We start from the raw sequence: 24599 nt of genomic DNA, 5'->3' as shown, positions 1-24599 counted from the left end.
TAAAGAGAAATCTATGTCAAATTTTCAAGAAAAATTGCAAAAAGGCATGTTTGAAGGTCCAATCATGCTAATAATTATAAAAATAGGGATTCTCATTCTCATTGGTCACTTATTAAATTATGCTTACTTAATCATAAATACCTATTTTATTTCATTGATCAATCCTACTTCTTCAGCCCCGTTGGCGGGAACCGGTCTTTTATTTCCATTATTTTTTGCCTTTGAAGCTATCGCCTCAGGTTTAGCCGTTGGACTCAGTACCACAACGGGGCGATTGATCGGTGAAAAACGATTTAATCATTATCAAAATCTGGGTGTTACAGGTGTCGTCATAGCTTTACTGCTAACCGTGCCATTTATGATTATGTGTTATGCTTTTGGCCCACAAATTATTGATTTATTATCAGGTGATAAATTAAGCTTAGAAGCAACAGTTTATAGTCTACAGTTTTTATATTCATTAGCCCCAGGTTTACTGTTCATAATATTATTACAGGTTTATGGCGGTATTCTTATTGGCGAAGGCCTGACATATGTTACTGCAATATCATTTATGATTATGGTAACGCTCAATATCGTACTTGATCCGATATTGATATTTGTACTCGATATGGGGGTGGCTGGTGCAGGTTTAGCCACAACAATATCGTTATTTATGGCTTTTATCTATTTAATCCGCTTTATACACAAGGGAAAATCAAGAATTCCGTTAACATTTAACTTTACTCACTTTAACGGAAAAATTGCCAGAGAAATCATACGGATTGGATTGCCTCAGTTTTTAATGACAGCCTCAACTTATATCATTATCGTTGCCTACAATAAAATTATTACCAATACCTTTGATGAAAATGCAATGAATGCATGGACATTGGTTGGGAGAATTGATCAGATTTTGGTTATTCCGATGATTGCTATTGCTGGTGCAATGATGGTCTTTATTTCGCAAAATTATGGACGTAATCAACTTGATCGGATTAAAGAAGCTTTTAATCTAAGCTTAAGGGCAATAATGATACTATGTAGCATCATTGCAGCAGTGTATGTATTACTTTCTCCTTGGTTATTTTCAATATTTACTTCAATACCAGAAGTGATTGATCTTGCCACAAAACAAGTGCTAATCGTATCATTTACATTTTGCTTTATGGCAATATCATGGATAATCGCATCATTCTTTCAAGCGACAGGAAAACCCCTACCTGCGATAATTATCCTTTATATTAGAATGATCATGATTTTTTCTATAGGACTATATTTAGTCTTTGTTCAAAAAATGGGAATGAATGGCATTTTTATCTCTATGGCACTCGGAAACCTACTTTCATGTTTATTGTCATTTTTGTGGGTAAAGAAAAGTCTGAAATCATTAAAATTCAAGTCGATATTGGAATAAGTTGTTCTCGTCTATTGCTACGCTATTATCACAAACAATATTAAGCAAATAAGCTAAGTACAAAAGTTAATCAAGGAGAAGAAAGACATATTGTAAAAAATAATTGGGTAGATATTGAATATCATTATATTATTGGAAGAAAAGAATAGGGAAAAATTAATATTTATGAAGCACATCCCCGAATTAAAGTCGAAATTCAATCTATCCAATAAGATTATAAATGGATGACAATATGAAATTATTAAAGATCTTAATAATACTATTGCTATTAATTAAATGTTTTACCCAAATTCTTATTTGCAAGGATGATCCTACTGTCTTTTTGGCGCTAAAATTCAATCCTCTTTCTGAAAATTATATTAATTATTTAAGTCACAATAATTATTATGTTTTGTTTTCTGATGAAAATGAAATGATAGGACAAAATATCATTGATATGATTTATAAGATTCCTTTAATTCTTTATATTTCAGTTTTACTTATACTGTTTTTTTTAAAACGTAAAAATACAAAAGAGAAAACCCTATGAAGCAATTTTTACCACATATTACTTTTTGGGGTTTGAATTTTTTTGCTTTTCCTGTCAGTCGACTTAATAGTAAAAGGAAACAATTTTAAAATGAGAATATTATTACTGATTCTATTGTCTTTGGCTAACATAGCGTGTAGTCAAAAAATTGAGAGTCAACAAGCTGATGATCATGTCACTCCCATTGAATATGATTACGTAGTTACTGAGGTTTTTTTAGAGTCTCCTCCTTCTTCTACTCCTAAGGTTTCTCCTAAGATAGATTTGCAGTCTGATACGCATTTATCTGGTCAATCAGGCTATGCCTATAAACTAAAAATCAGCGATCAAGAAGAATTAATCTTCTTAAATTATATTAAAGATTACAAACTTTATTCAGAACCAAGACTAAGTAGAAATGGTGTTATATCTAAAATCGAAGGATATGAAGGATACGATGACGTATATGCAGGTATTTATTCAATTGATTTTAAAATATCTGAAAATAAACATTATGTTGAAATGGATACTATTAGCAAAGGTTATGTTGGAACATCAGAGGAACTAAACGGAAACTATCAATGTATCATTATCGATATCAAAAACTCAAAAGTTGTTAGGTCAGGGGTAGATATGTGTGACGGCGAGTGGAAAGATAATCAATGGATAAGTCAAGGAAAAGTTGAATTTGATGGCAAATGAAGTTTAAGTTCGAAAGAAAGATAAACAACTAAAAAACATGGGAATTTTAACATGAGAATATTATTACTGATTCTATTGTCTTTGGCTAATATAGCATGTAGTCAAAAAATAGAAAATCAATCAGCAGTGACTCAAACAATCCCACATTTTGATGCTACGGTTTATCAACTTATTGACTTTTTTAATAAAAAAAATTTTAAAGGAATTAACCAATATATTAATAAAGATATAGGTCTTTTCATTGTATATAATGGAAGTACCAGCCCAACAATGAGAAGAATTGAACAATTTAAATCGAATAATAAGATAACTGAAAATACAATACCGTCTTGGGTAGACGATGAATTGCTAGGGGTTTCAATATCTGGCAATCCTAAAATACAATATGAACAATATCCTACATTTGATCCATGTAGTGAAAAAGTCACTAAACTAGGTCTGTATGCCAATTTAAAAGAAAAAAATATCGAGGCTTTAAAAATAGCGCTTGATTATTATCATTGGGAACTAAAACACTATCAATTTGAAAAAAATCCTGTTTGGGAGGAATATCAAGCCATTGCCGATAAAATAGCCCCTAAAACAGTTAAAGTTGTCTATATAGAAAACTTTCCAGGTATAATACCGAATCATGAAAAAAATATTTTTACATTTTATCTAACCCAATTAGATAATAAATGGTATTTATCCATTCTAGATTTTTATACTATGGATTGCAGTGCATAAAATGCGTGATAATAAAAAAATATTCTGGCAAAAATTGTTAATATTCATAGTAAGTTATCAATTAAAAATCCACCTAAAATAAAGCGGAAATAAATTCACTATTATCTGAAATTAGGTATATACTCTCCATAAATTCTGAAAACCGCACTCATATACTGCACCCGTTATTCTATACAAGCGTTTTTTAAAGTACGGGGGAAACATTGTAAAAAATAAACAAGGAATATTGGCAATGAGATTGATAATAGCATGTATAACCCTCTTATTTATGAGTAATCAAATAGCGAATAGCCAACCGATTAATAAAAATAAAAAAGACGATCTTATTACCCAAATTATGCAAGCTCCGCTTGCCAGCCCGCCAATTGGTGATAAACATGTTTTATATCCTTTTGCCACACATTGGCAACATGCAGAAACAGAAAATGAACGTTCGGGGAGTGAAAAGGCTTTTGATGAATTGGCCGGAAATTTAGATAAGCAGTCCCAATCAGAACAATCCTATAAGATCACTTTAACTATTGAAAATTTAAAACAGGTTTTTAATATCCCATATGATATCTATTCTGATATTATTGATGATATTACAAAACATGAGATTAAAGTTCATGTAGAGAAATTAGCTAGTTCGCCTCATTTTGATCTGTTTCTACTTACCACTGAATCCCTTGATTTAAAATGTAATCCTTGTGAATACGAATCTAAATTTACCCTACAAACCATTATTTCTATTTCTGCTGATAAAATTATAGATAAGTTGGTAGTAGCTTACAAATCTGGAAGTGATATAGGCAGAAGTTATCGTTTTTTCTATTATAACAAGGAAAAAATAATTATTAGGGAACTTGAACGTGATGAGATAAATAGTTTTGCTTCTGAAATAAAAACATATCAACTCTCCTCCCAAGGCAAATTTATCCGCTATTATGACGAAAATGGTCTATTTCAAAACCAAGAAGAGCAAGGCTTAGTTCAAAACCATACCCGCGAAGGTTTATGGATTGAAATGAAGCCAAACGGTTATACTCATAACAATACTTACTTAGAAGCCGAATATAAAAATGGTTTGCCCGTTAATATTTGGAAATTTTATCAATTAGAACAGCATTATAATGAACTCAATGAACCTATCTTATCCACCCGCAAAAAAGGCAAACTTTTGTACACAGAAACCTATAAAGACGGTGAGCTTGTGAATCGGGTGTTTATAGATGATGAAGTGGCTAAAATTAAAAAGGGGTAATATAGTATGAAAACGATAGTTATACCCTTTATCATCATCTTCTTGATGATAGGTTGTAATCAAATGGCGAATAGCCAACCGATTAATAAAAATAAAAAAGACGATCTTATTACCCAAATTATGCAAGCTCCACTTGCCAGCCCGCCAATTGGTGATAAACATGTTTTATATCCTTTTGCCACACATTGGCAAGATGCAGAAACAGAAAATGAACGTTCTGGGAGTGAAAAAGCTTTTGATGAATTGGCCAGAAATTTATATAAGCAGTCCCAATCAGAACAATCCTATAAGATTACTTTAACCCAAGAAAATTTAAAGCAGATTGTTCAGGATTCCTATGATATCCCATTTAATATCAACGATATTTTAAACCAGAAGATTACAGTTCATGTGGAAAAAATAGCCGGCTTTCCTCAGTTTGATCTGTTTCTACTCACCACTGAGAACCTTGAGTTAGAATGCAACCATTGCGAGTATGGAAGACACCTTATTTTTCAATCCATTATCTCTATCAGCTCTGATCAAATTGTGGATAGATTAGTAGCCACTTACGAATATGGAAATGATCTGGGTAGAAGCTATCGATTTTTCTATTATGATAATGGGAAAATAATTATTAGGGATCTTGGTAGTGATGAGACAGACAGTGATGCTTATGAAAAAAGAACATACCAACTGACACCCCAAGGCAAATTCATCCGCTATTATGATACTAATGGTTCTTTTCAAAATACAGATCTTAATGATACAGAGGAAGGTTTAGTTCAAAACCATACTCGCGAGGGGCTATGGATAGAGATAACAGTCAGTAAATATGCGCCTCTAGGTATCGGTTATATTTATCTCGAATCGGAATACAAAAATGGCCTGCCTGTTGGTATTTGGAAATGTCATCAATTAGAACAACAATATAATGAACAGTATGAACCCATCTTATCCACCCACAAAAAAGGCAAACTTTTGTACACAGAAACCTATAAAGACGGTGAACTTATCGAACGCAAATTTATGAAACCATAGTTAATGGTGAAATAATTACAAAATTTTGCAGAAATAGAAAAATTCATGAAGTCACAAAGGAAATAAAGAGAACAAACGTAAGGATATTTTATTTTTATCCTGTTTATTAAGGATTAAAAATATGATTTGCAATCAGCAAACTTTATGGATAATAAAATCATTGAAGTTTATAAAAGAGATTAAAAATGAAGAAATCTATCTTTCCTTGCTGTTTTCTTAACTGATTGTTATTGGTTATTTAAGCGGCAGTATAAAAAAATTTTCTAGAACATACTTTGCCTTTTACGTTGTAGTTCCCTTTCTACCTATAGTAAGAGAGAGAACTACAACTTCAACAAAAGAAACCAGAACAGCTAGAAAAGCTGGAAAGGCTGAAAGAAATACTGATTTTTTCAAAAAGATCAGGAAAACCAGTTTATCCTACTAATAAAGGAGAAGAATGAAAAATAAACTAGAGCAAATCAAATTATTTTTTAAAGATAATTTAATTATAAAAAACGATAACAATAAATTAAGAGATAGTTTAAATATTGAAGATGCAGAAATACTATTTAATATCGGTTTACCAAATTCGACAGAATTAGACTTTAAATTTTCAAAAGAAATTAACTATCTAAATAATAAAGAATTAATTTTAGATGATAGTGAAAGCAGAAAGATAATATATAGCATTACAACTAAGCAAGTTTATTTATTTTTTCCTTCAAATAAGAAAAAAACAATATTAAATGTAGGATTATTTCAGTTTCTATTCTCTATTTATTATTATGAATTTTTTTTAAATAATTGGAAAAATGATAAAGAAAATAGATCACATTATTTTAATGATTTTGAACAAAAAATGAATAAATTAAATAATAATTATCAAAGTTTAGATTATTATTGGGAAGCGATTATAGAAGAGTTATCACCTATTTAACAAGGAATTCGATAAGTTTATTATTTCTACAAATAGAACTGATTATTTAAAGAGGCCTTTTTATAAATGGATTTATAGGAAGGTCTATATTTGGTGCTTATGGCGGAGCTAATGCTATTACCTGTCAGATACCAAGGGTTTTGATGCCGAACAGGTTGCCAAAGTTTTTTGTTGCTGAAGCAACTGCTTATCATGCTGCAACCGAAAGAGATCCGCAAAATATCGCTTTACTTTTTATTTGAAAAAAATGAGCATTTTTGCTAACCCGCATTTAAACCCGAAAAAATAGTAAATTGATAGAAAAATTGATAAATGTATATGGATAAGCAGTATAATAAAAAAACATAATATATTGATTTATATGTCAATTAGATATGTATAGATATGAGATGAAGTGAAAAGTTGGCTCCTCCAACTGGACTTGAACCAGTGACATACGGATTAACAGTCCGCCGTTCTACCGACTGAACTATGGAGGAACCGAAATGTAGCGCGCATATTATAGATTTAATCGCTCCATGTCAACTGTTAAATTTTTTTTACTGTATTTTTAACGCATTTATGATGATTCACGATTGTTTTGAATAAGGCTTTTTGTCTAAGTAATTGCTGAGGGTGTGAGCCAAGTTCGCCTTGCGGGATGGGTTGTTTTTGGTAGTATTTGATCCAATAAGGAATAATTTGACCAGTCGCAGAATCTTTGAAATTCATTGGATAGCGCTGAAAATAGTCTTCACCTGATGGGTATTTAAAGGCATAAGTAATTAATTCGCTACAGTAAAATCCTTCATCTTCAGCACGGAAACTATGGTTATAGGGCAATCCTAAACACGTTTTAACACGGGTTAATGCATTTTTGATGACTGAATCATCATAAATGGTTGCGACCAGATTATATTTAGCTCTCGCTAAAAAGTCATTAAGAGGTTGTTGAATCACGCCATGCTGTTGAGTGGCTTCTATGACGATATTATTACCAATATATAACCCAACATGGTTTATCTGTTTGATTATTTCATCCGTGTCGGCACCAGAATGCGTCACTGCGGTATTGAATTCGCTTTCTTCATTCTGGGCTTGGAAAATAATATCGCCAATTTGCATGGTTATTTGCGTGCGTGGTGGCGCCATAATGAGAACATTACGCAAGTTGCAATAATAAATTTAACTGCATCAACACCAACGAAAGGTAAGTAGCCAACTTTTAGTGCTTCGATAAGTGAAATATGCATATATCCCATTAGATAAACTACACCAAATACAAATAAGAGTTGATGTGCACAAGCGAAGGCAATTAATCCTAAAATAAAGTGACGATCGTACCCTTTTTCGGCAGCAAAACCGGCTAAATAAGCACTAAATATATAACCATACAAATAACCTGATGACGGTGAAGCTAATGCCATAATTCCACCGCTACCGTTAGCGAATAGTGGTAATCCCATTGCACCTAAAAAGAGATATTGAAGTATGGTTAATGCACCTAGTTTACGACCTAAAAAAGCGCCAATTAACAATACGGCTAACGATTGAAGTGTGAATGGTACTGGGTATGTGGGAATACTGATATTAGCTGCTAACCCTAGCAGTAGGGCCGCCCCTGTAGTTGCACACAGTTTGCGTTGCCAAGATGATAAGTTAAATAGTGTATTGATATAAGTTGGATAATATGTTGTGAGTTTCATTATTTTCTACCATTAAAAGATAAACAGTAGTGCAATAATAATACAAAAATTTATAATGTAAACTCTTTTTTTTCAAAAAAGTTTACATTATTCTTTAATCTATTTAAACAAATAGTGACGTTATACTAAGTAAGGGTTAGTCATTCGTTCATTACCAAAGCTCGACATCGGGCCATGACCAGGTACAAAGATAAAATCGTCGCCTAATGGAAAAAGTTTATGGGTAATTGATGAGATCAGATCTGCATGATTTCCGCGAGGAAAGTCGGTTCGTCCAATACTGCTTTTGAACAGCACATCACCCACAAACGCAATTTTATCTTGTTTGTTAATAAATACGATATGGCCCGGAGTATGGCCTGGGCAGAATAAAACATCTAAAGTGACATTTCCTACTTTTATTTGTTCACCTTCTGTTAACCAGCGATCGGGTAAAAAGCTATCAATATGAGGAAAACCAAATTGTATGCATTGTTGTGGTAAGCCTGACAGTAAAAATTCATCTTCTTGGCTAGGGCCAATAATTTTAACATTATAGTGTTTAGCTAATTCCACCGCTGCACCAACATGATCTAAATGACCGTGGGTAAGCAGTATTTGTTTAATATCTACATTAAGCTTTTCAACCGCTTTTTTTAGTAGTTCTGGCTCACCACCTGGGTCGATAAATGCAGCTTGATTTGTTTCATCACACCAAATAATGCTACAGTTTTCTTGAAAAGCTGTAACGGGAATGATTTGATACTGAAACATATTGTTATCTCCTTGTTGTTTAGTGCCGAGCCGTTAAATTTTGACCATCTTCTTTTGTTAATTGTGCAAAGATTATGCTTGATAGCATAGTGACAACACCTAGTATAACAAAGGATAGCTGAAATGCGTGAATAGTCGTTGTTGAGTTGCTAAATAATCTAACCAATACCGCACCAAAGCCAGTACCAAAACTGATAGCTAATTGTTGATTGACCGCCATTAAACTATTGCCACTGCTAGTGTTTTCGCCTTGTAGGTTAGCTAAAGTTATACTATTCATTGAGGTAAATTGCATTGAGTTAACGCCACCAATACAAAATAGTAAAATACCTAATATGACTAGTGGTGTGGTTAGATTTAATAATGACAGTAAAAGAATCAATATTCCCGCTAAAATAGTATTTGCAACCAACACAAAACGATAGCCTAATCGAGCCAATAATTTGGTAATAAAAAATCGCGTAAAAATTGAAGCGATCGCCATTGGTACTAACATCATTCCGGCAAACATGGCTGAATAGCCAAATCCAACCTGTAAAAATAACGGAATAAGAAAAGGTACACCTGAAATACCTAAGCGACAAACTAAATTCCCGATAATGCCAATTTTGAATGTGCGGATATTAAATAATGAGAGTGGAAACAGCGGTGCTTGTCTCTTTTTGGCGTAGCTACGATAAATAAAGAGAAATACGATGCTAATAATAGCAAGCGATAGCGGTAAATAATATTGTTGACCTTCATTTAAACATTCAATACTCAGCGTCGCGCTGATGAAGGTTATAACAATAAAAATAAATCCAAATGCGTCAAAAGGCATGTGTTCACCTTTTAGGTTCGGCATATATTTTAAGCTGACAAGTACGCCTAAAATACCAATGGGCAAATTAATCAAAAAGACCCAATGCCAACTTACCATATCAACCAAATAACCACCTAAAACAGGTCCGAGTACCGGTCCAATTAATCCGGGAATGGTGGCAGTATTTAATGCGGATAAAAACTCATTACGTTTAAATGCCTTAATTAAAACCAAACGGGAAACGGGGACCATCATTGAGCCACCAATGCCTTGAATTACTCTTGATATATCTAAGAATATTAACGAATTAGATAGCGCACAAAGCAATGATCCTAATGTAAAGAGTGCGACCGCCATGACAAACACGTTTTTGGTACCAAATTTGTCAGATAAAAAACCACTTACCGGAATAAATAGTGCCAAGGTTAATGCGTAACAAATTACCGCTGATTGCATATTTAATGGCGATTCATTGAGATCTTTAGCCATGGTTGGCAGCGCAGTATTTAAAATCGAGGTATCAAGCGATTGCATAAAAAAAGCAAAGGCTGCAATCCAAGGTAATATTCGATAGACAAAAGGAGGTAATTCGCGATTCATTTTATTCAGCCTAATATTATTAAATTGCACGAACGATATGCTTAGCGCTAAGATTATGCTCTCTTACCTTTATGGTTGGGTAAGAGAGCCCATGAATGCTATTTTATGATAATTAATTATTAGCTTTTTTCTTATTTTTAACCGGTTTGCCTTGCCAATAACCCGCCAAGAGTGAGCCAGAAATATTGTGCCAAACAGAAAATACCGCAGCTGGCAGTGCTGATAAAGCTGAAAAATAGGTGGTACCCAGTGTTGCAGCTAACGCTGAGTTTTGCATTCCCACTTCTAAAGACATGGTTCGGCAGGTCGATTCATCAAATCCAAATAAACGTCCTCCCCAATAACCACCTAACAAACCAATTCCATTATGGATGATTACTGCAAAAATGACCGTGATACCGACTTGACCAATGAGCGCATGACTACCCGCTACAACTATGCAAATAATTAATAAAATACATAGCATTGAGAGTAATGGTAGGAAGCGCTCACATTTTTTTACTACTGAATATAAAAAGTGGTGAACAATTAATCCCAATAATATTGGAACAAGTACTATTTGGACAATATGTACTAACATATCCCATACTGGCACTTCAACAGTGGTGCCGACTAATAGTAGTGTAAGTAGTGGGGTGACCACGACACCAACAAGTGTTGATACTGATGAGATGGTAACCGATAAAGCCACATCACCCTTAGCTAGATAAATCATTACATTAGAGGCGGTTCCACTCGCAACACTACCAACTAAAACCATGCCAACTAATAACTCAGGTCGCATGGTAAATAATTTAGATAAGATCAATGCGGTTAGTGGCATAACAATATAATGCAGTAGGGTGCAAATTATTACCGCTTTAGGTTTGGTAACGACGCGTTTAAAATCATCAATACTTAACGTTACGCCCATGGTAAACATGACAAACATTAATAGTTGTGATGTATGGGGGCGAATTGGAAGGAATGCGTTAGGTAAAAAATAGGCGATTATTGCGCAAAGCACTGCCCATAGAGGAAATAATCGAGTAAGTGAAATAAGGGATTGCACAAATAACTGACTATAGCGTCGAGACATAAGCACCACCTTGTGGCTGAATAATTTTTTAATAATTATATGGTTAAGTTTGATTTAGTATTTCCATTTTATTGATTCTATTAAATAGCGTCAAGGTATTTGTTAGAATTGTGTCGCGTATTTCTATCGGATTTTCAGGACGTAATTGACAAAGAATCTTAAAAATATCGACAATATTTTCTGGTCGATTGATTTGTCCTTGCCGGCCACTTAACGGCATGTCAGGTGCATCGGTTTCTAACAGTAAACTTTCGAGCGGTAATTTGGCGATGGTTTGACGAGTTTTATTGGCTCGCGCATAACTTATTACGCCACCCACACCAATGTAATAGCCTAATTTAACAAATTGCATGGCTTGTTGATAACTTCCAGAAAAACCGTGGATCACGCCACGACAGGGTAAATTGGCTTGATGTAATTCATGATAGATAACATCGTGTGTTTTGCGGGAATGGACTAAAACCGGTAGATCAAAGCGCTTGGCTATAGTCAATTGTGCTCGGAAAAAATCAAGTTGCTGTTGCCACGCAATCGAGTTGTCATAACGATCTAAACCGATTTCGCCAATAGCGACTATTTTTTTTGAGTGAGTACTAACTTTATCTACTAATATTTCAAGGTCAGCAGGGGAGTGTTGATATATAGGATGTAGGCCAAATGCAGCATAAAGTTCATGATACTGTCCGCTGAGTTGCAAAATTTGGCTAAAATGATCAGCACATACGGCCGGAATAATTAAACCAGTAATCTGAGCTTGGCGAATGTGGTTGATTGAATTATCTAAATCGGTAACAAAAGCAGGAAAATTGAAATGGCAATGTGTATCAATAAACATAATGCCTCCTATTCTTCGACTTGATGTAATAATACCGGTAATAAAAATCGCTGAGCAAGATGGGTTATTTGCTCAATTAATTCATTGTTCAACTCAGGGTATAATCTTGCGTAATAACTATCACATTCAGCGGAGTGAAATTGTCCACCTTGCCATGCATTTAATAATTTACTGATGGCTTTTTCACTCGGCTCAATTTCTGCTGTTTTTGGATTATATGCGGTAATTAACCAACTCCATGCACTTTGTAATGGTAACAACATCGGTTGATTAATACCTTGTATATAACCGTCAACTAAATCAGTTAGTATTGTTAATGCTTGGTTAGCATCAATGTGTGAAAAACGCCATTGGTTGTCTTCTCGCCCATATAATCGACTTTGGCTTTTATCTGTATTTAAAATACAATAAATTAAATGGTCAATCCATAATGATATACCATCACGAATAGAGAGATTAGTCGGTCGCCAAGTTAAAATGCCATCTTGTTGAATATGAGTTAACCATCCTTGTAATTGATGATGTTGTTTATCTATCGAAATGGTTAAATTCACCTCTGACGTTGAAAGATCGGTTCGCTCTTTAATGATTTTGTTAGCTAATGGCTGTAATAATTCACATTGTTCATCATAAATAATCTCACCAAAAGCCCCATCTGGTAATTCACCCGTCAATGTCAGGCGTTGATACAAATTATCAGTAGAGTCCTTAGTGATCATCTCATTTAGAATCTGTAAATTGAGTTGATAGCGTTTCAAGCTATCTAGGCTAAAGTTTTCAGCATCGGGTAATGTATCATCTAAATAATTGATATAAAAATTAAAGCGTTTTTGTAAAAAGAATCGAATAGAGTGTTGATAAAATCGCTTTAGTTCATCCAAATTGATGTTATCAACAACCATATTGGTGATATCACTGATAAATGATTGGCTTTCCCCTGCTTTTAACGCTGCTGGTAACCACTCATCGGCATAACTTCTTGGCTCATTTAAGAAATTTAGCGGATTAAATGGGGTGCGGGTATGCAATGTTTTTAATTTATCTATTAGATGATTTTTTTTAGTGGAATTTTCATCCGTTGCATAATACTGCACAATATAATCCCAAAGTTCATCAACCAATACCGATGGATAACGTTCGCTATCATCTTTCATATCACGGCCAATATAACTGATATAGAGTTGATTTTGTGCCGATAAAATAGCTTCTAAAAATAGATAACGATCATCAATACGTCGACTACGATCGCCGCGTCTTGGATTTTGTGCAATTAAATCAAAATCTAAAGGTAATGATGTTCTTGGGTAGTCACCATCGTTCATACCTAATAAGCAAACCAATTTAAACGGAATAGAACGCATTGGCATCATAGTACAAAAGTTTATTTTACCAACTAAGAATCGATGCGCTAAGTGGCTTTGTTCCAATCGGGTTTGCATAGCATCATGTAAGACGGTTATCGAAATATTGTCGGTAAAATTGGCATTTAAACCACTGCTAATCAGTTTTTCCCACTCTTCTTGGATCATGAGTAAAATTGATTCACGCGATGTATTGCTAACAAAGAAGTCATTGATAAGCTCAATACAGCAACTTTGCCATTCAGATAACGGTTTGTCTTCACTTAAAATATTTAGCCATTTACGTACAGATTTTATAAATTCTGCTAATTGGCCAATTAATTCGGCATCTAATCCTGTAGCCCCATCATAAGGTAATATCTGTTGCCAGCCACCTTGTTCACTATTCATGGTATAACCAAGTAGTAAGCGCTCAAGACCAAATAGCCAACTGTGAGCATTTTCGAGACCAAAACGAATGCCAGACTCAATAATCCAAGTATGTAATAAAGTTAGTTGTGGCTCACTTATGGCAAATTTTTCAGCAATTGCTGGGATTTCTAGCAGGTTAAATAACTCTTCAGCAGTAAAGCGGCTTTCAGTAAAGTTTAAAATAGCAAAAAATCCTTGCACAATTGGATCGATGTTACGCGCTTTTTGATCGGAAATAGTGAATGGTAAATGACGTTGTCCTTCAGCATTTCCAAATACGGATCGAATATAAGGTACATACTTATCAATATCTGAAACCATGACAATACAATCACGTAATTCCAGTGTTGGATCAGCATCAAATGCTGATAATAGATAATCATAAAGTACTTCGACTTCCCGCTGTTCGCTATGACAAGCATGAAATGTTATCGATCTATCTTGGTTATCGATTTCATCTACTGGAGCTTCACGGTAGAGCTCTAAAATATCTTGCTGAATAGCATGTAATAGACAATTACGATCATTGTCGACAAAGAGATCAATATCCTGCTTATTTTGAAACTCTTGCAATAAAAATAGGTTATCTCGTCCCAATTTTCCCCACGATGTCAGTAGTGGGTTTTGTGTATCCGATATTTCAACAATATCTCCCCAATACCATTTACAAGGGTTGTTAAACATGAGGTGAACATCTATATGTTGTCCAAGTGCGGATAATAGTGATAGATAAATTGGGGGCAAAGAGGTGATGCCAAAAATATAAATCCGCTTAGGTAAATTGTTTAATCGGGCGCGATCAAAGTCACTATCTAACATAATCTCTAACATTTGTTGATAAATGTTAGCACGATGATAGGGTTGGCTAATCGAGATCAGTTGACGCCATAATTCCGCTTGCCACTTCTCATCCGGATGGTTGTTTAATTCAGTTACTGTTTGATTGGCTTCCCATTTGGCTAGCCAGTCTGGGCGATAAACTAAATACTGGTCAAATAATTTTGCTATACGAGTTGCTAATTGGTACTGTTTTCGTTCTTCTTTATCAATATCAAGATAATATTTTATTGTTTCAAATTCTGGTCGCTCAATAATTTTTGGCAATAGATAATATAAACGCCAAGTCATTGATTCGACATTATAACTATTTTCAATTGGAGCTTCAGGCAGAAGGGCTTGGTATAACTGCCAAATAAATTGACTCGGAAAGGGAAAATCAACATTAGCCACAATACCAAGATCGTTAGCCAATTCAATTTGTAACCACTGCGCCATCCCTTGGCTTTGCACAATGACCATATCAGGTGTAAACACTTGCTCTAAGGGGTCTCTGCGCATTAATTCGCTGACTAATGATTTGAGTAAATCGACTTGATTAGAATGATAAATAGTAAACATGGTTACATTAGTTTTAATATAATTAAATTGATTATCGCCGATTGTTATTAATAAATCCAGTTACGTATAGGTGGTGTTTTTTATATCGTAATAATTCTTATAATATCCAACTCGCTTTTGTAAAAAAGTTGAGGAGCGGGGTTTTTGGGGTTCTAAATTCTGCAATGTTGCCTCAAGTAAATAATTCCGCTTTAAACTATGGCGCTTTTTAGTAGTTCTATTTTTCCATCAAAAAAGTTGAGGAACGGGGTTTTTGGGGTTTAAAATTCTGCTTTGCAATGTTGCCTCAAATAAGTAATTCCGCTTTAAACTGTGGCGCTTTTTAGTAGTTCTATTTTTCCATCAAAAAAGTTGAGGAGCGGGGTTTTTGAAGTTTTAAATTTCACTTAAAAACTTTTAAATGATCAAAATCACTAAATTTCTAATCCAAAACCTTAAAATAAAATTTTTGAGGATCAATTACCCTAATTTCAAAGATTTGTAATAACAATATATTTAAATAAAACAGAAATTAACCAATTATAAATTAGATCCTTTTTAGATCCTTTTTAGATCCTATTTACAAAAGTTAACGTAAATGAGCGAAAAAAAGTGTTGCATCGTGTTTTTCCAATCACTATACTTTTTACACGGTTTTAGCTACAAGGCTAAAATTTGATATAAAAGTATAAAATTACAAATAAATCAAAAAATTACTTGACAGGGCAGTCTAAAATGCATTATAATTTTCAACAGGCAACAGGCAACAGGCAACCTGGCCAACCTATCTTTTAAATTCGTCTAAGTCCAGCATCCAGTTTAAATTTTTCACTGAAACTTATTTTTCCACGCAATCAAGTGAAATTCTGCGAATTTTCGCGCGTTCGCTTCCGCGATCCTTTTTCGGATCCTTTCGTTTTTCCCAATTATCCCAGCGGATTGTTTTTTTCGTGGCGATTTTTCTTCCTTTCTCGGGCCACGCATTGACATCACAGACAACTAGGAATGCGATACAGGGTAGTGCACCTTATCTGACTTTCGACGTTGGTCGTACACGTGCGGTTGATGCTAACGGTCTGCTTGGGATTACGCTATCTAACGGAGCTAATTACACGCCTTCTAACAATTCATCATCTACAACCCCAATCGTCTTGCCGGTTGAGGGTCAGAGTTTTGCTGATATTCGTATGTTCGTTCCTACTGATATTAATTCAGTCGATTTAAGTACACTTATCGGTCCTCCTAATAATTATTGGGGTGATGATGATGGAGATTCTGGCGTTACTGCTACAGGTTCTTTAAGTTTATCTATCGTCGATAAAAACAATCAGTCTGTATCACGTAATTCCGTGTTAACAATTTGTAACGCACCTTATAGGATTAAGTTATCTAGTACTGACGGTACATTATCTACTCGTTATGGTTTTCCTAATCGTAGTACTTTCAGTGCTCGTAGTGAGACTTATTACGTCAATCCTCAGGCTTCGCCTGTGGTTTGTTTTGCCAGACCTAATTTGACTTACGGTGCATCTGGTTTTGCTGGTCCAGCTTCGATGTGGGACCCCTCTAATGGTTTTATCCCTCAGTCAACTGACCCGTCACTTTACGGTAGAAACTTTCCTACAACTGGTGCTAATGGATTGTACTTTGATTTACTCATTATCGGTAGTAGTCAGCCATTGTCTTGGTCTCCTGTTTCTCATGGAGGTATCACTGCTACTATGTCTAATCCTACTGCTACAAGCGTACGTGTTACTTTAACTGGTCCTTACGCTACCCCATCCCAGCATAGTTCAACCACTCCTAGTCCTATTTCTAAACCTACTTTGCCTCAGACCTTCGAGTTGGTCGGTCGTGATACTAATGGTACTCTAGTCGTCAAATATGGTTTTACTTTGAAGCAGTGGTTCGTCAACCGTGGTACTAACGCTTACACTTATCCTAATACCTTATCTTGGTGTAATAGTCTTGGTTATCGAATGCCTAGCGTAAGGGATTTAACCAACGCTGTTCGTTCAGATGTAGTCGTACCTAGCGCCACCCCTTCCTCACCTAGTAATCATTTTATGCGTCATATAGATGCTGGTTTTTTCACTGAGTGGGGACGAGTGTATGATTATTCAGGCGTTGGCTTCAGCCTCGATTGGTACTGGACTAGTGACCCGAATGGTATTAGGCAGTTTCTCGTGAGCGCTTATAACGGTAACATGATTTGGAACCACACCTACAACAACTACTACGGCCTTTGCTCCCATCCTTAGTTTTTATTTCTTCGTCCTTAATCTTTAGGGCGGGGGCGGGGGTGATAAAAAATAGTATTAGGTGATTAAAAGTAAGCTAAGAGTCAACGTCGTTTAGCCATAAAAAAAGCGATTTTGTGGCTTAGCGATGTTTGAGTTACCCGCCTTGGCGGGTTTATTTTTGAGGCGATTTTATCGCAAAAAAAGTTGAGGAGCGGGGTTTTTGAAGGGAAAGTTGTGTTTTTAGTTATCAAATGATGCGATTAAGTCGCTAATAAAAAAGGCTACAATTTATTAATTTGTAACCTTTATTGCTTTGTTGAATGATCAACGTATATTTTATTGACCCATACGACGCGTTAACTCGATAACACGTATTTTTGCTAAGGCTTTTGACAGTTCAGCAGATGCTTGAGCAAAAGACATATCATCGCTTGGGTGATTAATGTGTTCTTGTGCTTGTCTTACTGCTTCTTGCGCCCTTGCTTCATCTAAGTCTTCACCACGAATAGCGGTATCAGCTAAGATTGTGACCAAAGTTGGTTGTACTTCTAAAATACCACCTGATAGATAGATAAACTCTTCTTCACCATTGGCTTTTACAATCCCGACCATTCCCGGCTTTATGGTGGTCAGTAACGGAGTGTGACCGGGATAAATTCCGAGTTCACCTTCTCGCCCTGTGACTCTGATTCGCTGAACATCACCTGAAAAAAGGTGAGATTCAGCACTAACAACTTCTAATTGATAGGAAGTTAGTGCCATAATGCTCTCTCCGTTCTATAAATCTCTTAGAGAGATTTTGCTTTCTCAATCGCTTCGTCGATTGAACCAACCATATAAAATGCCTGCTCAGGAATATGGTCATAATCACCGTTCATAATACCTTTAAATGCACTGATGGTGTCTTTTAATGGTACGTATTTACCTGGTGAACCAGTGAACACTTCCGCAACGAAGAATGGTTGAGATAAGAAACGTTGAATCTTACGTGCACGAGCAACAGTTAATTTATCATCTTCCGATAATTCATCCATACCAAGAATTGCAATGATATCTTTTAATTCTTGATAACGTTGAAGAATTGACTGTACGCCACGAGCACAATCATAATGTTCTTGACCAACAACAAGTGGATCTAATTGACGACTTGTTGAGTCAAGTGGGTCAACCGCTGGGTAAATACCTAATGATGCGATTTGACGACTTAATACGATTGTTGCATCCAAGTGAGCAAAGGTTGTTGCCGGCGATGGGTCAGTTAAGTCATCGGCTGGTACGTATACTGCTTGGATTGAGGTAATTGAACCGGTTTTAGTTGAGGTGATACGTTCTTGTAATAACCCCATCTCTTCTGCTAATGTCGGTTGGTAACCTACCGCAGATGGCATACGACCTAATAGTGCAGATACTTCAGTACCGGCTAAGGTATAACGGTAAATATTATCGATAAATAATAGTACGTCTTTACCTTCGTCACGGAATTTTTCCGCCATGGTTAAGCCAGTTAACGCTACGCGTAAACGGTTCCCTGGTGGCTCATTCATCTGACCATAAACTAACGATACTTTATCAAGTACATTTGATTCTTTCATTTCATGATAGAAGTCGTTACCTTCACGAGTACGTTCACCCACACCAGTAAATACTGAGTAACCTGAGTGCTCGATCGCGATGTTACGAATTAATTCCATCATGTTAACGGTTTTACCCACACCCGCACCACCAAATAGACCAACTTTACCACCTTTTGCAAATGGACAAATTAAGTCGATAACTTTGATACCGGTTTCAAGTAATTCTGTTGAGTTAGCCAACTCTTCGTATGTTGGTGCTGCACGGTGAATCGCCCAACGCTCTTCTTCACCAATAGGACCTGCTTTATCAACAGGATCACCAAGTACGTTCATAATTCGGCCAAGTGTTTTTGTTCCTACAGGAACTTCTATGCCGTGACCTGTATTTAGTACTTTAAGTCCACGTCTTAAACCATCAGATGAGCCCATTGCAATACAACATACAACACCACCACCTAATTGTTGCTGAACTTCCAGAACTAATTTTTCAGTGCCAGTTTCCACTTCTAATGCATCATATACCTTTGGTACTGCATCTTCTGGGAATTCGACATCAACCACCGCACCGATGATCTGGACAATCTTTCCAGTAGCCATTTTTATTCCTCTACGTCTTTTTCTTAACTATAAGCCAATATTTAGCACTAACCTGAAACAGCAGCTGCACCCGATACAATATCAATTAATTCGTTGGTAATCGCACCTTGACGTGCTTTGTTATACACAATTTGTAATTCATTAATTAAATTTGCACCGTTATCGGTTGCTGCTTTCATGGCCACCATTCTTGCTGCTTGTTCACTCGCTAAATTGTCAACCACCGCTTGATAGACTTGTGATTCAATATAACGACGTAAAATCACATCTAATAATGATTTTGCATCTGGCTCATAAATATAATCCCATGATGAAGCTTTTAGCTCTTTATCTTCTGAATGTGGTAATGGTAATAATTGCTGTATTGTCGGCTTTTGGGACATGGTATTAATAAATTTATTGGTTACTATATATAATTTATCAATTTTACCGTTGTCATATGCCTCAAGCATTGTTTTTACCGGACCAATTAAATCAGATAAAGTGGGTTCGTCACCTAAATTAGTTACTTGCGTTAAAATATTCGTTTTTACTGAAGAGAAAAACGATACCCCACGTGAACCAATTAAAGCCACATCTGCTTCAACACCTTTCTCTTGCCATGCTGACATATCAGCGATAACAGTTTTGAAAAGATTGATATTTAATCCACCACATAAACCACGATCGGTTGATATGATAAGATAGCCAACTCGCTTTACATCTCTTTCTTCTAAATAGGGATGTTTGGCGCCTATTTGAGCTAACGCTAAATGTCCAATTACTTCACGAATCATTTCAGCATATGGACGACTAGCAGCCATTCTGTCCTGCGTTTTACGCATTTTAGAGTTGGCTACCATTTCCATCGCTTTGGTGATCTTTTGCGTACTTTGGATACTGGCAATTTTCGTTCTAATCTCTTTTGCATTAGCCATTTGTTACCTCACCCTTACCAAGTTTGAGTTGATTTAAAGCTTTCAAGCAATGCTTTTAACTTACTTTCAATCTCATCGTTGTAATTGCCTGTCTCGTCGATCTGTTTTACAAAATCGGCATATTGACTATGGGCATAAGATAGAAGTGCTGTTTCAAATGATAATACTTTAGCAAGTTCAACATCTTCTAGATAACCACGCTCAGCGGCATAAAGTACAATTGATTGCTCTGCAACAGTCATTGGTGAATATTGCTTTTGTTTGAGTAATTCAGTTACTTTTTCACCGTGGCTTAATTGGTTTCTTGTTGCTTCGTCTAAGTCAGATGCAAATTGTGAGAAAGCGGCTAATTCACGATATTGTGCAAGTGCTGTACGAATACCGCCTGATAATTTTTTCATTATCTTAGTTTGAGCAGCACCACCCACACGAGAAACCGAGATACCTGGGTTTACCGCAGGACGGATACCCGAGTTGAATAAGCTGGTTTCAAGGAAGATCTGACCATCTGTAATCGAAATTACGTTAGTTGGTACGAATGCAGAAACGTCACCCGCTTGAGTTTCGATAATTGGTAACGCAGTTAATGAACCGGTTTTACCTTTTACTTCGCCTTTAGTGAACTCTTCAACATAAGCTTCGTTAACACGAGCTGCACGTTCAAGTAAACGTGAGTGAAGATAGAACACGTCACCAGGGTAAGCTTCACGTCCAGGTGGGCGACGAAGTAGTAATGAAATTTGACGATAAGCAACGGCTTGTTTAGATAAATCATCATAAACAATTAGTGCATCTTGTCCGCGGTCACGGAAGTATTCTCCCATAGCACAACCCGCGTAAGGTGCTAAGTATTGTAATGCTGCTGATTCAGATGCTGATGCAACAACCACAATGGTATTTTTAAGTGCACCGTGCTCTTCAAGTTTACGCACTACGTTAGCAATAGTTGATTGTTTTTGACCGATTGCGACGTAAATACATTTAACACCAGAATCACGTTGATTAATAATGGCGTCGATGGCTAATGCGGTTTTACCGGTTTGACGGTCACCGATGATAAGTTCACGTTGACCACGACCAATTGGAATCATTGAGTCAACCGCTTTATAACCAGTTTGTAACGCTTGGTCAACAGATTGACGATCGATAACGCCTGGCGCAACAACTTCTACAGGTGAGAAGCCGTCATGTTGAATCGAACCTTTACCATCAATTGGTTCACCAAGTGTATTAATAACACGGCCTAATAAACCATCACCTACTGGTACCTGTAAAATACGGCCAGTACATTGTACTTTCATCCCTTCAGATAAGTCTTCGTATGGTCCCATGACCACCGCACCAACAGAATCTCTTTCAAGGTTTAATGCCATTGCATATCGGTTACCTGGCAATGCAATCATTTCGCCTTGCATGACATCAGTTAATCCGTGGATTCGAAGGATACCATCACTTACTGAGATGATCGTTCCTTCATTGTGAGCATCACTCACAATATTGAACTGAGCTATCCGCTCTTTAATTAGTTCACTTATTTCAGTTGAATTTAGCTGCATTATCAGTCCCCTTAAGACTGTAGAACGTCATTTAGTCGATTTAGACGTCCTCTGATACTACTATCAATAACCATATCGCCCGTACGAATAATAAAACCAGAAATGAGCGATTTATCAATATGACATTTTAGTTTTACTTTTCGTGATAAACGTTTTTCGACAGCGACAGAAATTTTATCAAGTTGTTCGCTAGTTAGCTCATTGGCAGAAATTACATCAACGTCTGCTTGGGCTTCTCTCTCTAAACAGTATTGCTCAAACAATGTTAACACTTCAGGAAGAAGGGATAAGCGTTTGTTTTCAGCCATCACTTTAATAAAATTAGTGCTAAACTCATCAAGCACATCTTTACAGATGTTGATGAGTAAGTTAGCCACTGAATCGGTTTTCATGTCAGATGTTAAAATGCTTTTTATTTGAGCATCTTTGCTCACTTCAGCAGTTAACACTAACATTTTGTGCCATGATTCGATGCTATTTTTTTCAACAGCAAAGTCGAAAGCGGCTTTAGCATAAGGGCGAGCAATCGTAATTAAGTCAGCCATTGCTCTATTCTCCTTATAGTTCAGCTACGAGTTTATCAATGATGTCGCTGTTAGCGGCTTCATTAACAGAACGTTCAATAATTTTTTCTGCACCGGCAATAGCGAGTGTAGCGACTTGTTGTTTAAGCTCTTCACGAGCGCGTTTACGCTCAGCCTCAACTTCAGCAAGTCCTTGAGCAACAATCCTTTCTTTTTCACGAGTAGCTTCTTGTTTAGCTTCTTCTAGAATGGCTGCTTTGCGTTTATTCGCTTGCTCAATAATTGCATTAGCCTCAACCTTAGCCTGTTGCATTATGTCAGATGTATTTGCTTTGGCTAATTCCAAATCTTTTTTTGCTGTTTCTGCTGAAGCTAATCCTTCCGCTATCTCTTTTTGGCGTTTTTCAATCGCTCGGATAACCGGAGGCCAAACAAACTTCATACAGAACCAAACAAACAATACAAATGTAATTGCTTGGCCGAGGAGAGTTGCGTTCATATTCATGAGACAATTCCTCTTAAATTATTATTAACCAGCAACAGCAAAAATAACATATAGCGCAATACCCACACAAATCATAGGAATCGCATCAACTAAGCCCATAACGATAAAGAATTGTGTACGTAACATAGGCATTAATTCTGGTTGACGAGCAGCTCCTTCTAAGAATTTACCACCTAATAGACCGATACCAACTGCACCACCGATTGCAGCTAATCCCATCATTATGCCAGCGGCTACAAATAACATACTCATACTATCCATTATATACTCCAGTTTATTATCTAAAAAAAGTTAAAATTAATGATCTTCTGTTGTTGAGGCCATCGCTAAATAGACGATAGTCAACACCATAAAAATAAATGCTTGTAAGGTGATTATCAAAATATGGAAGATAGCCCATGGTAGTGATAATACCCATTGTGACCACCAAGGTAATAATGCTGCTATTAAGATGAAGATAAGTTCACCAGCATACATGTTACCGAAGAGTCGTAATCCTAAAGAAACAGGTTTAGCCAATAAGCTAACAAGTTCAAGGACTAAATTGATTGGTGCAAATGCCCAATGATTAAATGGATGCAAGGTGTATTCTTTAATAAACCCTGAAATCCCTTTATATTTGATTGAATAAATGATGATAAGTGCAAAGACACCGAGTGACATTGACATTGTGATACTCACGTCAGCTGTCGGTACGACTCTTAAATGAGATAGACCTAAATATTGTCCCGCATAAGGTAGGAAATCAACAGGAATTAGATCCATTAAGTTCATCAAAAATACCCAGATAAACACAGTAAGTGCTAAAGGGGCAATGAGTTTATTTTGACCTGTGAACATGTCTTTGACAGTATTATTTACAAATTCAAAGATCATCTCTACCGCACATTGAAGTTTACCTGGTACGCCACTCGTCGCTTTCCTTGCTACACGATGGAAAATCCATAAGAAAAGCACACCAAGTACAATTGAGAAGAACAAGGAATCAAGATTAAAGGTCCAAAAACCAGAACCAACTTGTAAGTTCTCCAGATGGTGTTTTATATAAGCTTGCGGTGAAGCTGGAGAGGAAACTGCCATATAACCCTCTTACCTATTTTAAAAATGAAAACTACAGTTTGCTTTTCCTTAAAAGGTATAAACAATCACTGCAATAACCGAAGCTATTATTTTAAACCTAATTCCCTATAATAAGTCAACAACTGATTAAAAAAATAAAGAATTTAGACACTTTTTACTAATTTTGTGTAAAGAATAACAGCTTTAC

22 protein-coding genes and 1 tRNA gene are annotated in these 24599 nt (G+C 35.9%); 7 read left to right on the top strand and 16 right to left on the bottom strand.

Translation table 11 applies throughout. The features are described 5' to 3' along the window. The first annotated feature begins 13 nt into the window (after nt 1-13). From GYM76_RS09795 to GYM76_RS09770, 6 genes are all read left to right on the top strand, one after another. Nucleotides 14-1396, top strand: a complete 1383-nt coding sequence (locus GYM76_RS09795) for an MATE family efflux transporter (RefSeq protein WP_220225344.1) — start codon at nt 14-16, stop codon at nt 1394-1396. Nucleotides 1397-2015: 619 nt separating this feature from the next. Next, nucleotides 2016-2606 carry a hypothetical protein gene (locus GYM76_RS09790; RefSeq protein WP_220225343.1) on the top strand — a complete coding sequence of 197 codons (591 nt, stop codon included), beginning with the start codon at nt 2016-2018 and terminating at the stop codon, nt 2604-2606. A 51-nt stretch (nt 2607-2657) separates the two neighbouring features. Then, nucleotides 2658-3332, top strand: a complete 675-nt coding sequence (locus GYM76_RS09785; RefSeq protein WP_220225342.1) for a hypothetical protein — start codon at nt 2658-2660, stop codon at nt 3330-3332. A 232-nt stretch (nt 3333-3564) separates the two neighbouring features. Beyond that, nucleotides 3565-4575: a hypothetical protein gene (locus tag GYM76_RS09780; protein WP_187755592.1), complete on the top strand. Its 1011-nt coding sequence runs from the start codon at nt 3565-3567 to the stop codon at nt 4573-4575. 6 nt (nt 4576-4581) lie between these two features. Then, nucleotides 4582-5595, top strand: coding sequence for a hypothetical protein (locus GYM76_RS09775; protein WP_220225341.1), 1014 nt, complete (start codon nt 4582-4584; stop codon nt 5593-5595). A 439-nt stretch (nt 5596-6034) separates the two neighbouring features. Next, nucleotides 6035-6514: a hypothetical protein gene (locus tag GYM76_RS09770; RefSeq protein ID WP_220225340.1), complete on the top strand. Its 480-nt coding sequence runs from the start codon at nt 6035-6037 to the stop codon at nt 6512-6514. Between the two features lie 403 nt (nt 6515-6917). On the opposite strand, the gene GYM76_RS09765 is transcribed toward GYM76_RS09770, so the two are convergent. The 8 genes from GYM76_RS09765 to recC form a co-directional block, all read right to left on the bottom strand. After that, nucleotides 6918-6993: transfer RNA gene (locus tag GYM76_RS09765), tRNA-Asn, on the bottom strand. A 49-nt stretch (nt 6994-7042) separates the two neighbouring features. Further along, complete coding sequence (locus GYM76_RS09760) at nt 7043-7645, bottom strand: YiiX/YebB-like N1pC/P60 family cysteine hydrolase (RefSeq protein WP_220225339.1); 603 nt, start codon at nt 7643-7645, stop codon at nt 7043-7045. Next, nucleotides 7621-8199, bottom strand: coding sequence for a biotin transporter BioY (locus GYM76_RS09755; RefSeq protein ID WP_220225338.1), 579 nt, complete (start codon nt 8197-8199; stop codon nt 7621-7623). The genes GYM76_RS09760 and GYM76_RS09755 overlap by 25 nt, the downstream gene beginning before the upstream one ends. 120 nt (nt 8200-8319) lie before the next feature. After that, nucleotides 8320-8952, bottom strand: a complete 633-nt coding sequence (locus GYM76_RS09750) for an MBL fold metallo-hydrolase (protein ID WP_065563784.1) — start codon at nt 8950-8952, stop codon at nt 8320-8322. 19 nt (nt 8953-8971) lie between these two features. Continuing rightward, complete coding sequence (locus GYM76_RS09745) at nt 8972-10354, bottom strand: MFS transporter (RefSeq protein WP_220225337.1); 1383 nt, start codon at nt 10352-10354, stop codon at nt 8972-8974. Nucleotides 10355-10466: 112 nt separating this feature from the next. After that, nucleotides 10467-11432 (bottom strand): bile acid:sodium symporter family protein, encoded by a 966-nt coding sequence (locus tag GYM76_RS09740; protein WP_220225336.1) that lies wholly within the window; start codon nt 11430-11432, stop codon nt 10467-10469. Nucleotides 11433-11475: 43 nt separating this feature from the next. After that, entirely contained in the window at nt 11476-12267 is a 792-nt protein-coding gene (locus GYM76_RS09735; RefSeq protein WP_220225335.1) for a TatD family hydrolase, read from the bottom strand. Between the two features lie 8 nt (nt 12268-12275). Next, nucleotides 12276-15437 carry an exodeoxyribonuclease V subunit gamma gene (gene recC, locus GYM76_RS09730; RefSeq protein WP_220225334.1) on the bottom strand — a complete coding sequence of 1054 codons (3162 nt, stop codon included), beginning with the start codon at nt 15435-15437 and terminating at the stop codon, nt 12276-12278. Between the two features lie 929 nt (nt 15438-16366). On the opposite strand from recC, the gene GYM76_RS09725 reads away from it, so the two are divergent. Continuing rightward, on the top strand, nt 16367-17677 hold the full coding sequence (locus GYM76_RS09725) for a hypothetical protein (protein WP_220225333.1): 1311 nt from the start codon (nt 16367-16369) through the stop codon (nt 17675-17677). Between the two features lie 318 nt (nt 17678-17995). On the opposite strand, the gene GYM76_RS09720 is transcribed toward GYM76_RS09725, so the two are convergent. From GYM76_RS09720 to atpB, 8 genes are read right to left on the bottom strand one after another with little or no spacing between them, the layout of a single operon-like run. Next, nucleotides 17996-18421, bottom strand: a complete 426-nt coding sequence (locus tag GYM76_RS09720) for a F0F1 ATP synthase subunit epsilon (RefSeq protein WP_065734998.1) — start codon at nt 18419-18421, stop codon at nt 17996-17998. A gap of 26 nt (nt 18422-18447) precedes the next feature. Further along, the gene (gene atpD / locus GYM76_RS09715) at nt 18448-19830 is read right to left on the bottom strand and encodes a F0F1 ATP synthase subunit beta (protein WP_220225332.1); all 1383 of its coding nucleotides are present in this window, start codon (nt 19828-19830) and stop codon (nt 18448-18450) included. Nucleotides 19831-19877: 47 nt separating this feature from the next. Beyond that, a complete protein-coding gene (gene atpG / locus GYM76_RS09710) occupies nt 19878-20747 on the bottom strand; it encodes a F0F1 ATP synthase subunit gamma (RefSeq protein ID WP_065563776.1) in 870 nt (289 codons plus the stop codon). A 14-nt stretch (nt 20748-20761) separates the two neighbouring features. Further along, a complete protein-coding gene (gene atpA, locus GYM76_RS09705) occupies nt 20762-22303 on the bottom strand; it encodes a F0F1 ATP synthase subunit alpha (protein WP_065563775.1) in 1542 nt (513 codons plus the stop codon). 11 nt (nt 22304-22314) lie between these two features. After that, the gene (gene atpH, locus GYM76_RS09700) at nt 22315-22848 is read right to left on the bottom strand and encodes a F0F1 ATP synthase subunit delta (RefSeq protein WP_065563774.1); all 534 of its coding nucleotides are present in this window, start codon (nt 22846-22848) and stop codon (nt 22315-22317) included. Between the two features lie 13 nt (nt 22849-22861). Beyond that, nucleotides 22862-23332 (bottom strand): F0F1 ATP synthase subunit B, encoded by a 471-nt coding sequence (gene atpF / locus GYM76_RS09695; RefSeq protein WP_065563773.1) that lies wholly within the window; start codon nt 23330-23332, stop codon nt 22862-22864. A 24-nt stretch (nt 23333-23356) separates the two neighbouring features. Continuing rightward, nucleotides 23357-23593 carry a F0F1 ATP synthase subunit C gene (gene atpE, locus GYM76_RS09690; RefSeq protein ID WP_065563772.1) on the bottom strand — a complete coding sequence of 79 codons (237 nt, stop codon included), beginning with the start codon at nt 23591-23593 and terminating at the stop codon, nt 23357-23359. Nucleotides 23594-23629: 36 nt separating this feature from the next. Continuing rightward, entirely contained in the window at nt 23630-24412 is a 783-nt protein-coding gene (gene atpB / locus GYM76_RS09685; protein WP_065734997.1) for a F0F1 ATP synthase subunit A, read from the bottom strand. Nucleotides 24413-24599: the final 187 nt, after the last annotated feature.

This window comes from Gilliamella sp. ESL0443, from assembly GCF_019469165.1.
GTDB classification, from domain to species: Bacteria; Pseudomonadota; Gammaproteobacteria; order Enterobacterales; family Orbaceae; genus Gilliamella; species Gilliamella apicola_E.
This window is presented reverse-complemented; position numbering and strand designations above follow the sequence as displayed.

Excerpts from the sequence above, each read along its gene's own strand:
- GYM76_RS09795 (WP_220225344.1), top strand. The coding sequence starts at position 14 with ATGTCAAATTTTCAAGAAAAATTGCAAAAAGGCATGTTTGAAGGTCCA.
- GYM76_RS09790 (WP_220225343.1), top strand. The coding sequence starts at position 2,016 with ATGAGAATATTATTACTGATTCTATTGTCTTTGGCTAACATAGCGTGT.
- GYM76_RS09785 (WP_220225342.1), top strand. The coding sequence starts at position 2,658 with ATGAGAATATTATTACTGATTCTATTGTCTTTGGCTAATATAGCATGT.
- GYM76_RS09780 (WP_187755592.1), top strand. The coding sequence starts at position 3,565 with ATGAGATTGATAATAGCATGTATAACCCTCTTATTTATGAGTAATCAA.
- GYM76_RS09775 (WP_220225341.1), top strand. The coding sequence starts at position 4,582 with ATGAAAACGATAGTTATACCCTTTATCATCATCTTCTTGATGATAGGT.
- GYM76_RS09770 (WP_220225340.1), top strand. The coding sequence starts at position 6,035 with ATGAAAAATAAACTAGAGCAAATCAAATTATTTTTTAAAGATAATTTA.
- GYM76_RS09760 (WP_220225339.1), bottom strand. The coding sequence starts at position 7,645 with ATGGCGCCACCACGCACGCAAATAACCATGCAAATTGGCGATATTATT.
- GYM76_RS09755 (WP_220225338.1), bottom strand. The coding sequence starts at position 8,199 with ATGAAACTCACAACATATTATCCAACTTATATCAATACACTATTTAAC.
- GYM76_RS09750 (WP_065563784.1), bottom strand. The coding sequence starts at position 8,952 with ATGTTTCAGTATCAAATCATTCCCGTTACAGCTTTTCAAGAAAACTGT.
- GYM76_RS09745 (WP_220225337.1), bottom strand. The coding sequence starts at position 10,354 with ATGAATCGCGAATTACCTCCTTTTGTCTATCGAATATTACCTTGGATT.
- GYM76_RS09740 (WP_220225336.1), bottom strand. The coding sequence starts at position 11,432 with ATGTCTCGACGCTATAGTCAGTTATTTGTGCAATCCCTTATTTCACTT.
- GYM76_RS09735 (WP_220225335.1), bottom strand. The coding sequence starts at position 12,267 with ATGTTTATTGATACACATTGCCATTTCAATTTTCCTGCTTTTGTTACC.
- recC (WP_220225334.1), bottom strand. The coding sequence starts at position 15,437 with ATGTTTACTATTTATCATTCTAATCAAGTCGATTTACTCAAATCATTA.
- GYM76_RS09720 (WP_065734998.1), bottom strand. The coding sequence starts at position 18,421 with ATGGCACTAACTTCCTATCAATTAGAAGTTGTTAGTGCTGAATCTCAC.
- atpD (WP_220225332.1), bottom strand. The coding sequence starts at position 19,830 with ATGGCTACTGGAAAGATTGTCCAGATCATCGGTGCGGTGGTTGATGTC.
- atpG (WP_065563776.1), bottom strand. The coding sequence starts at position 20,747 with ATGGCTAATGCAAAAGAGATTAGAACGAAAATTGCCAGTATCCAAAGT.
- atpA (WP_065563775.1), bottom strand. The coding sequence starts at position 22,303 with ATGCAGCTAAATTCAACTGAAATAAGTGAACTAATTAAAGAGCGGATA.
- atpH (WP_065563774.1), bottom strand. The coding sequence starts at position 22,848 with ATGGCTGACTTAATTACGATTGCTCGCCCTTATGCTAAAGCCGCTTTC.
- atpF (WP_065563773.1), bottom strand. The coding sequence starts at position 23,332 with ATGAATATGAACGCAACTCTCCTCGGCCAAGCAATTACATTTGTATTG.
- atpE (WP_065563772.1), bottom strand. The coding sequence starts at position 23,593 with ATGGATAGTATGAGTATGTTATTTGTAGCCGCTGGCATAATGATGGGA.
- atpB (WP_065734997.1), bottom strand. The coding sequence starts at position 24,412 with ATGGCAGTTTCCTCTCCAGCTTCACCGCAAGCTTATATAAAACACCAT.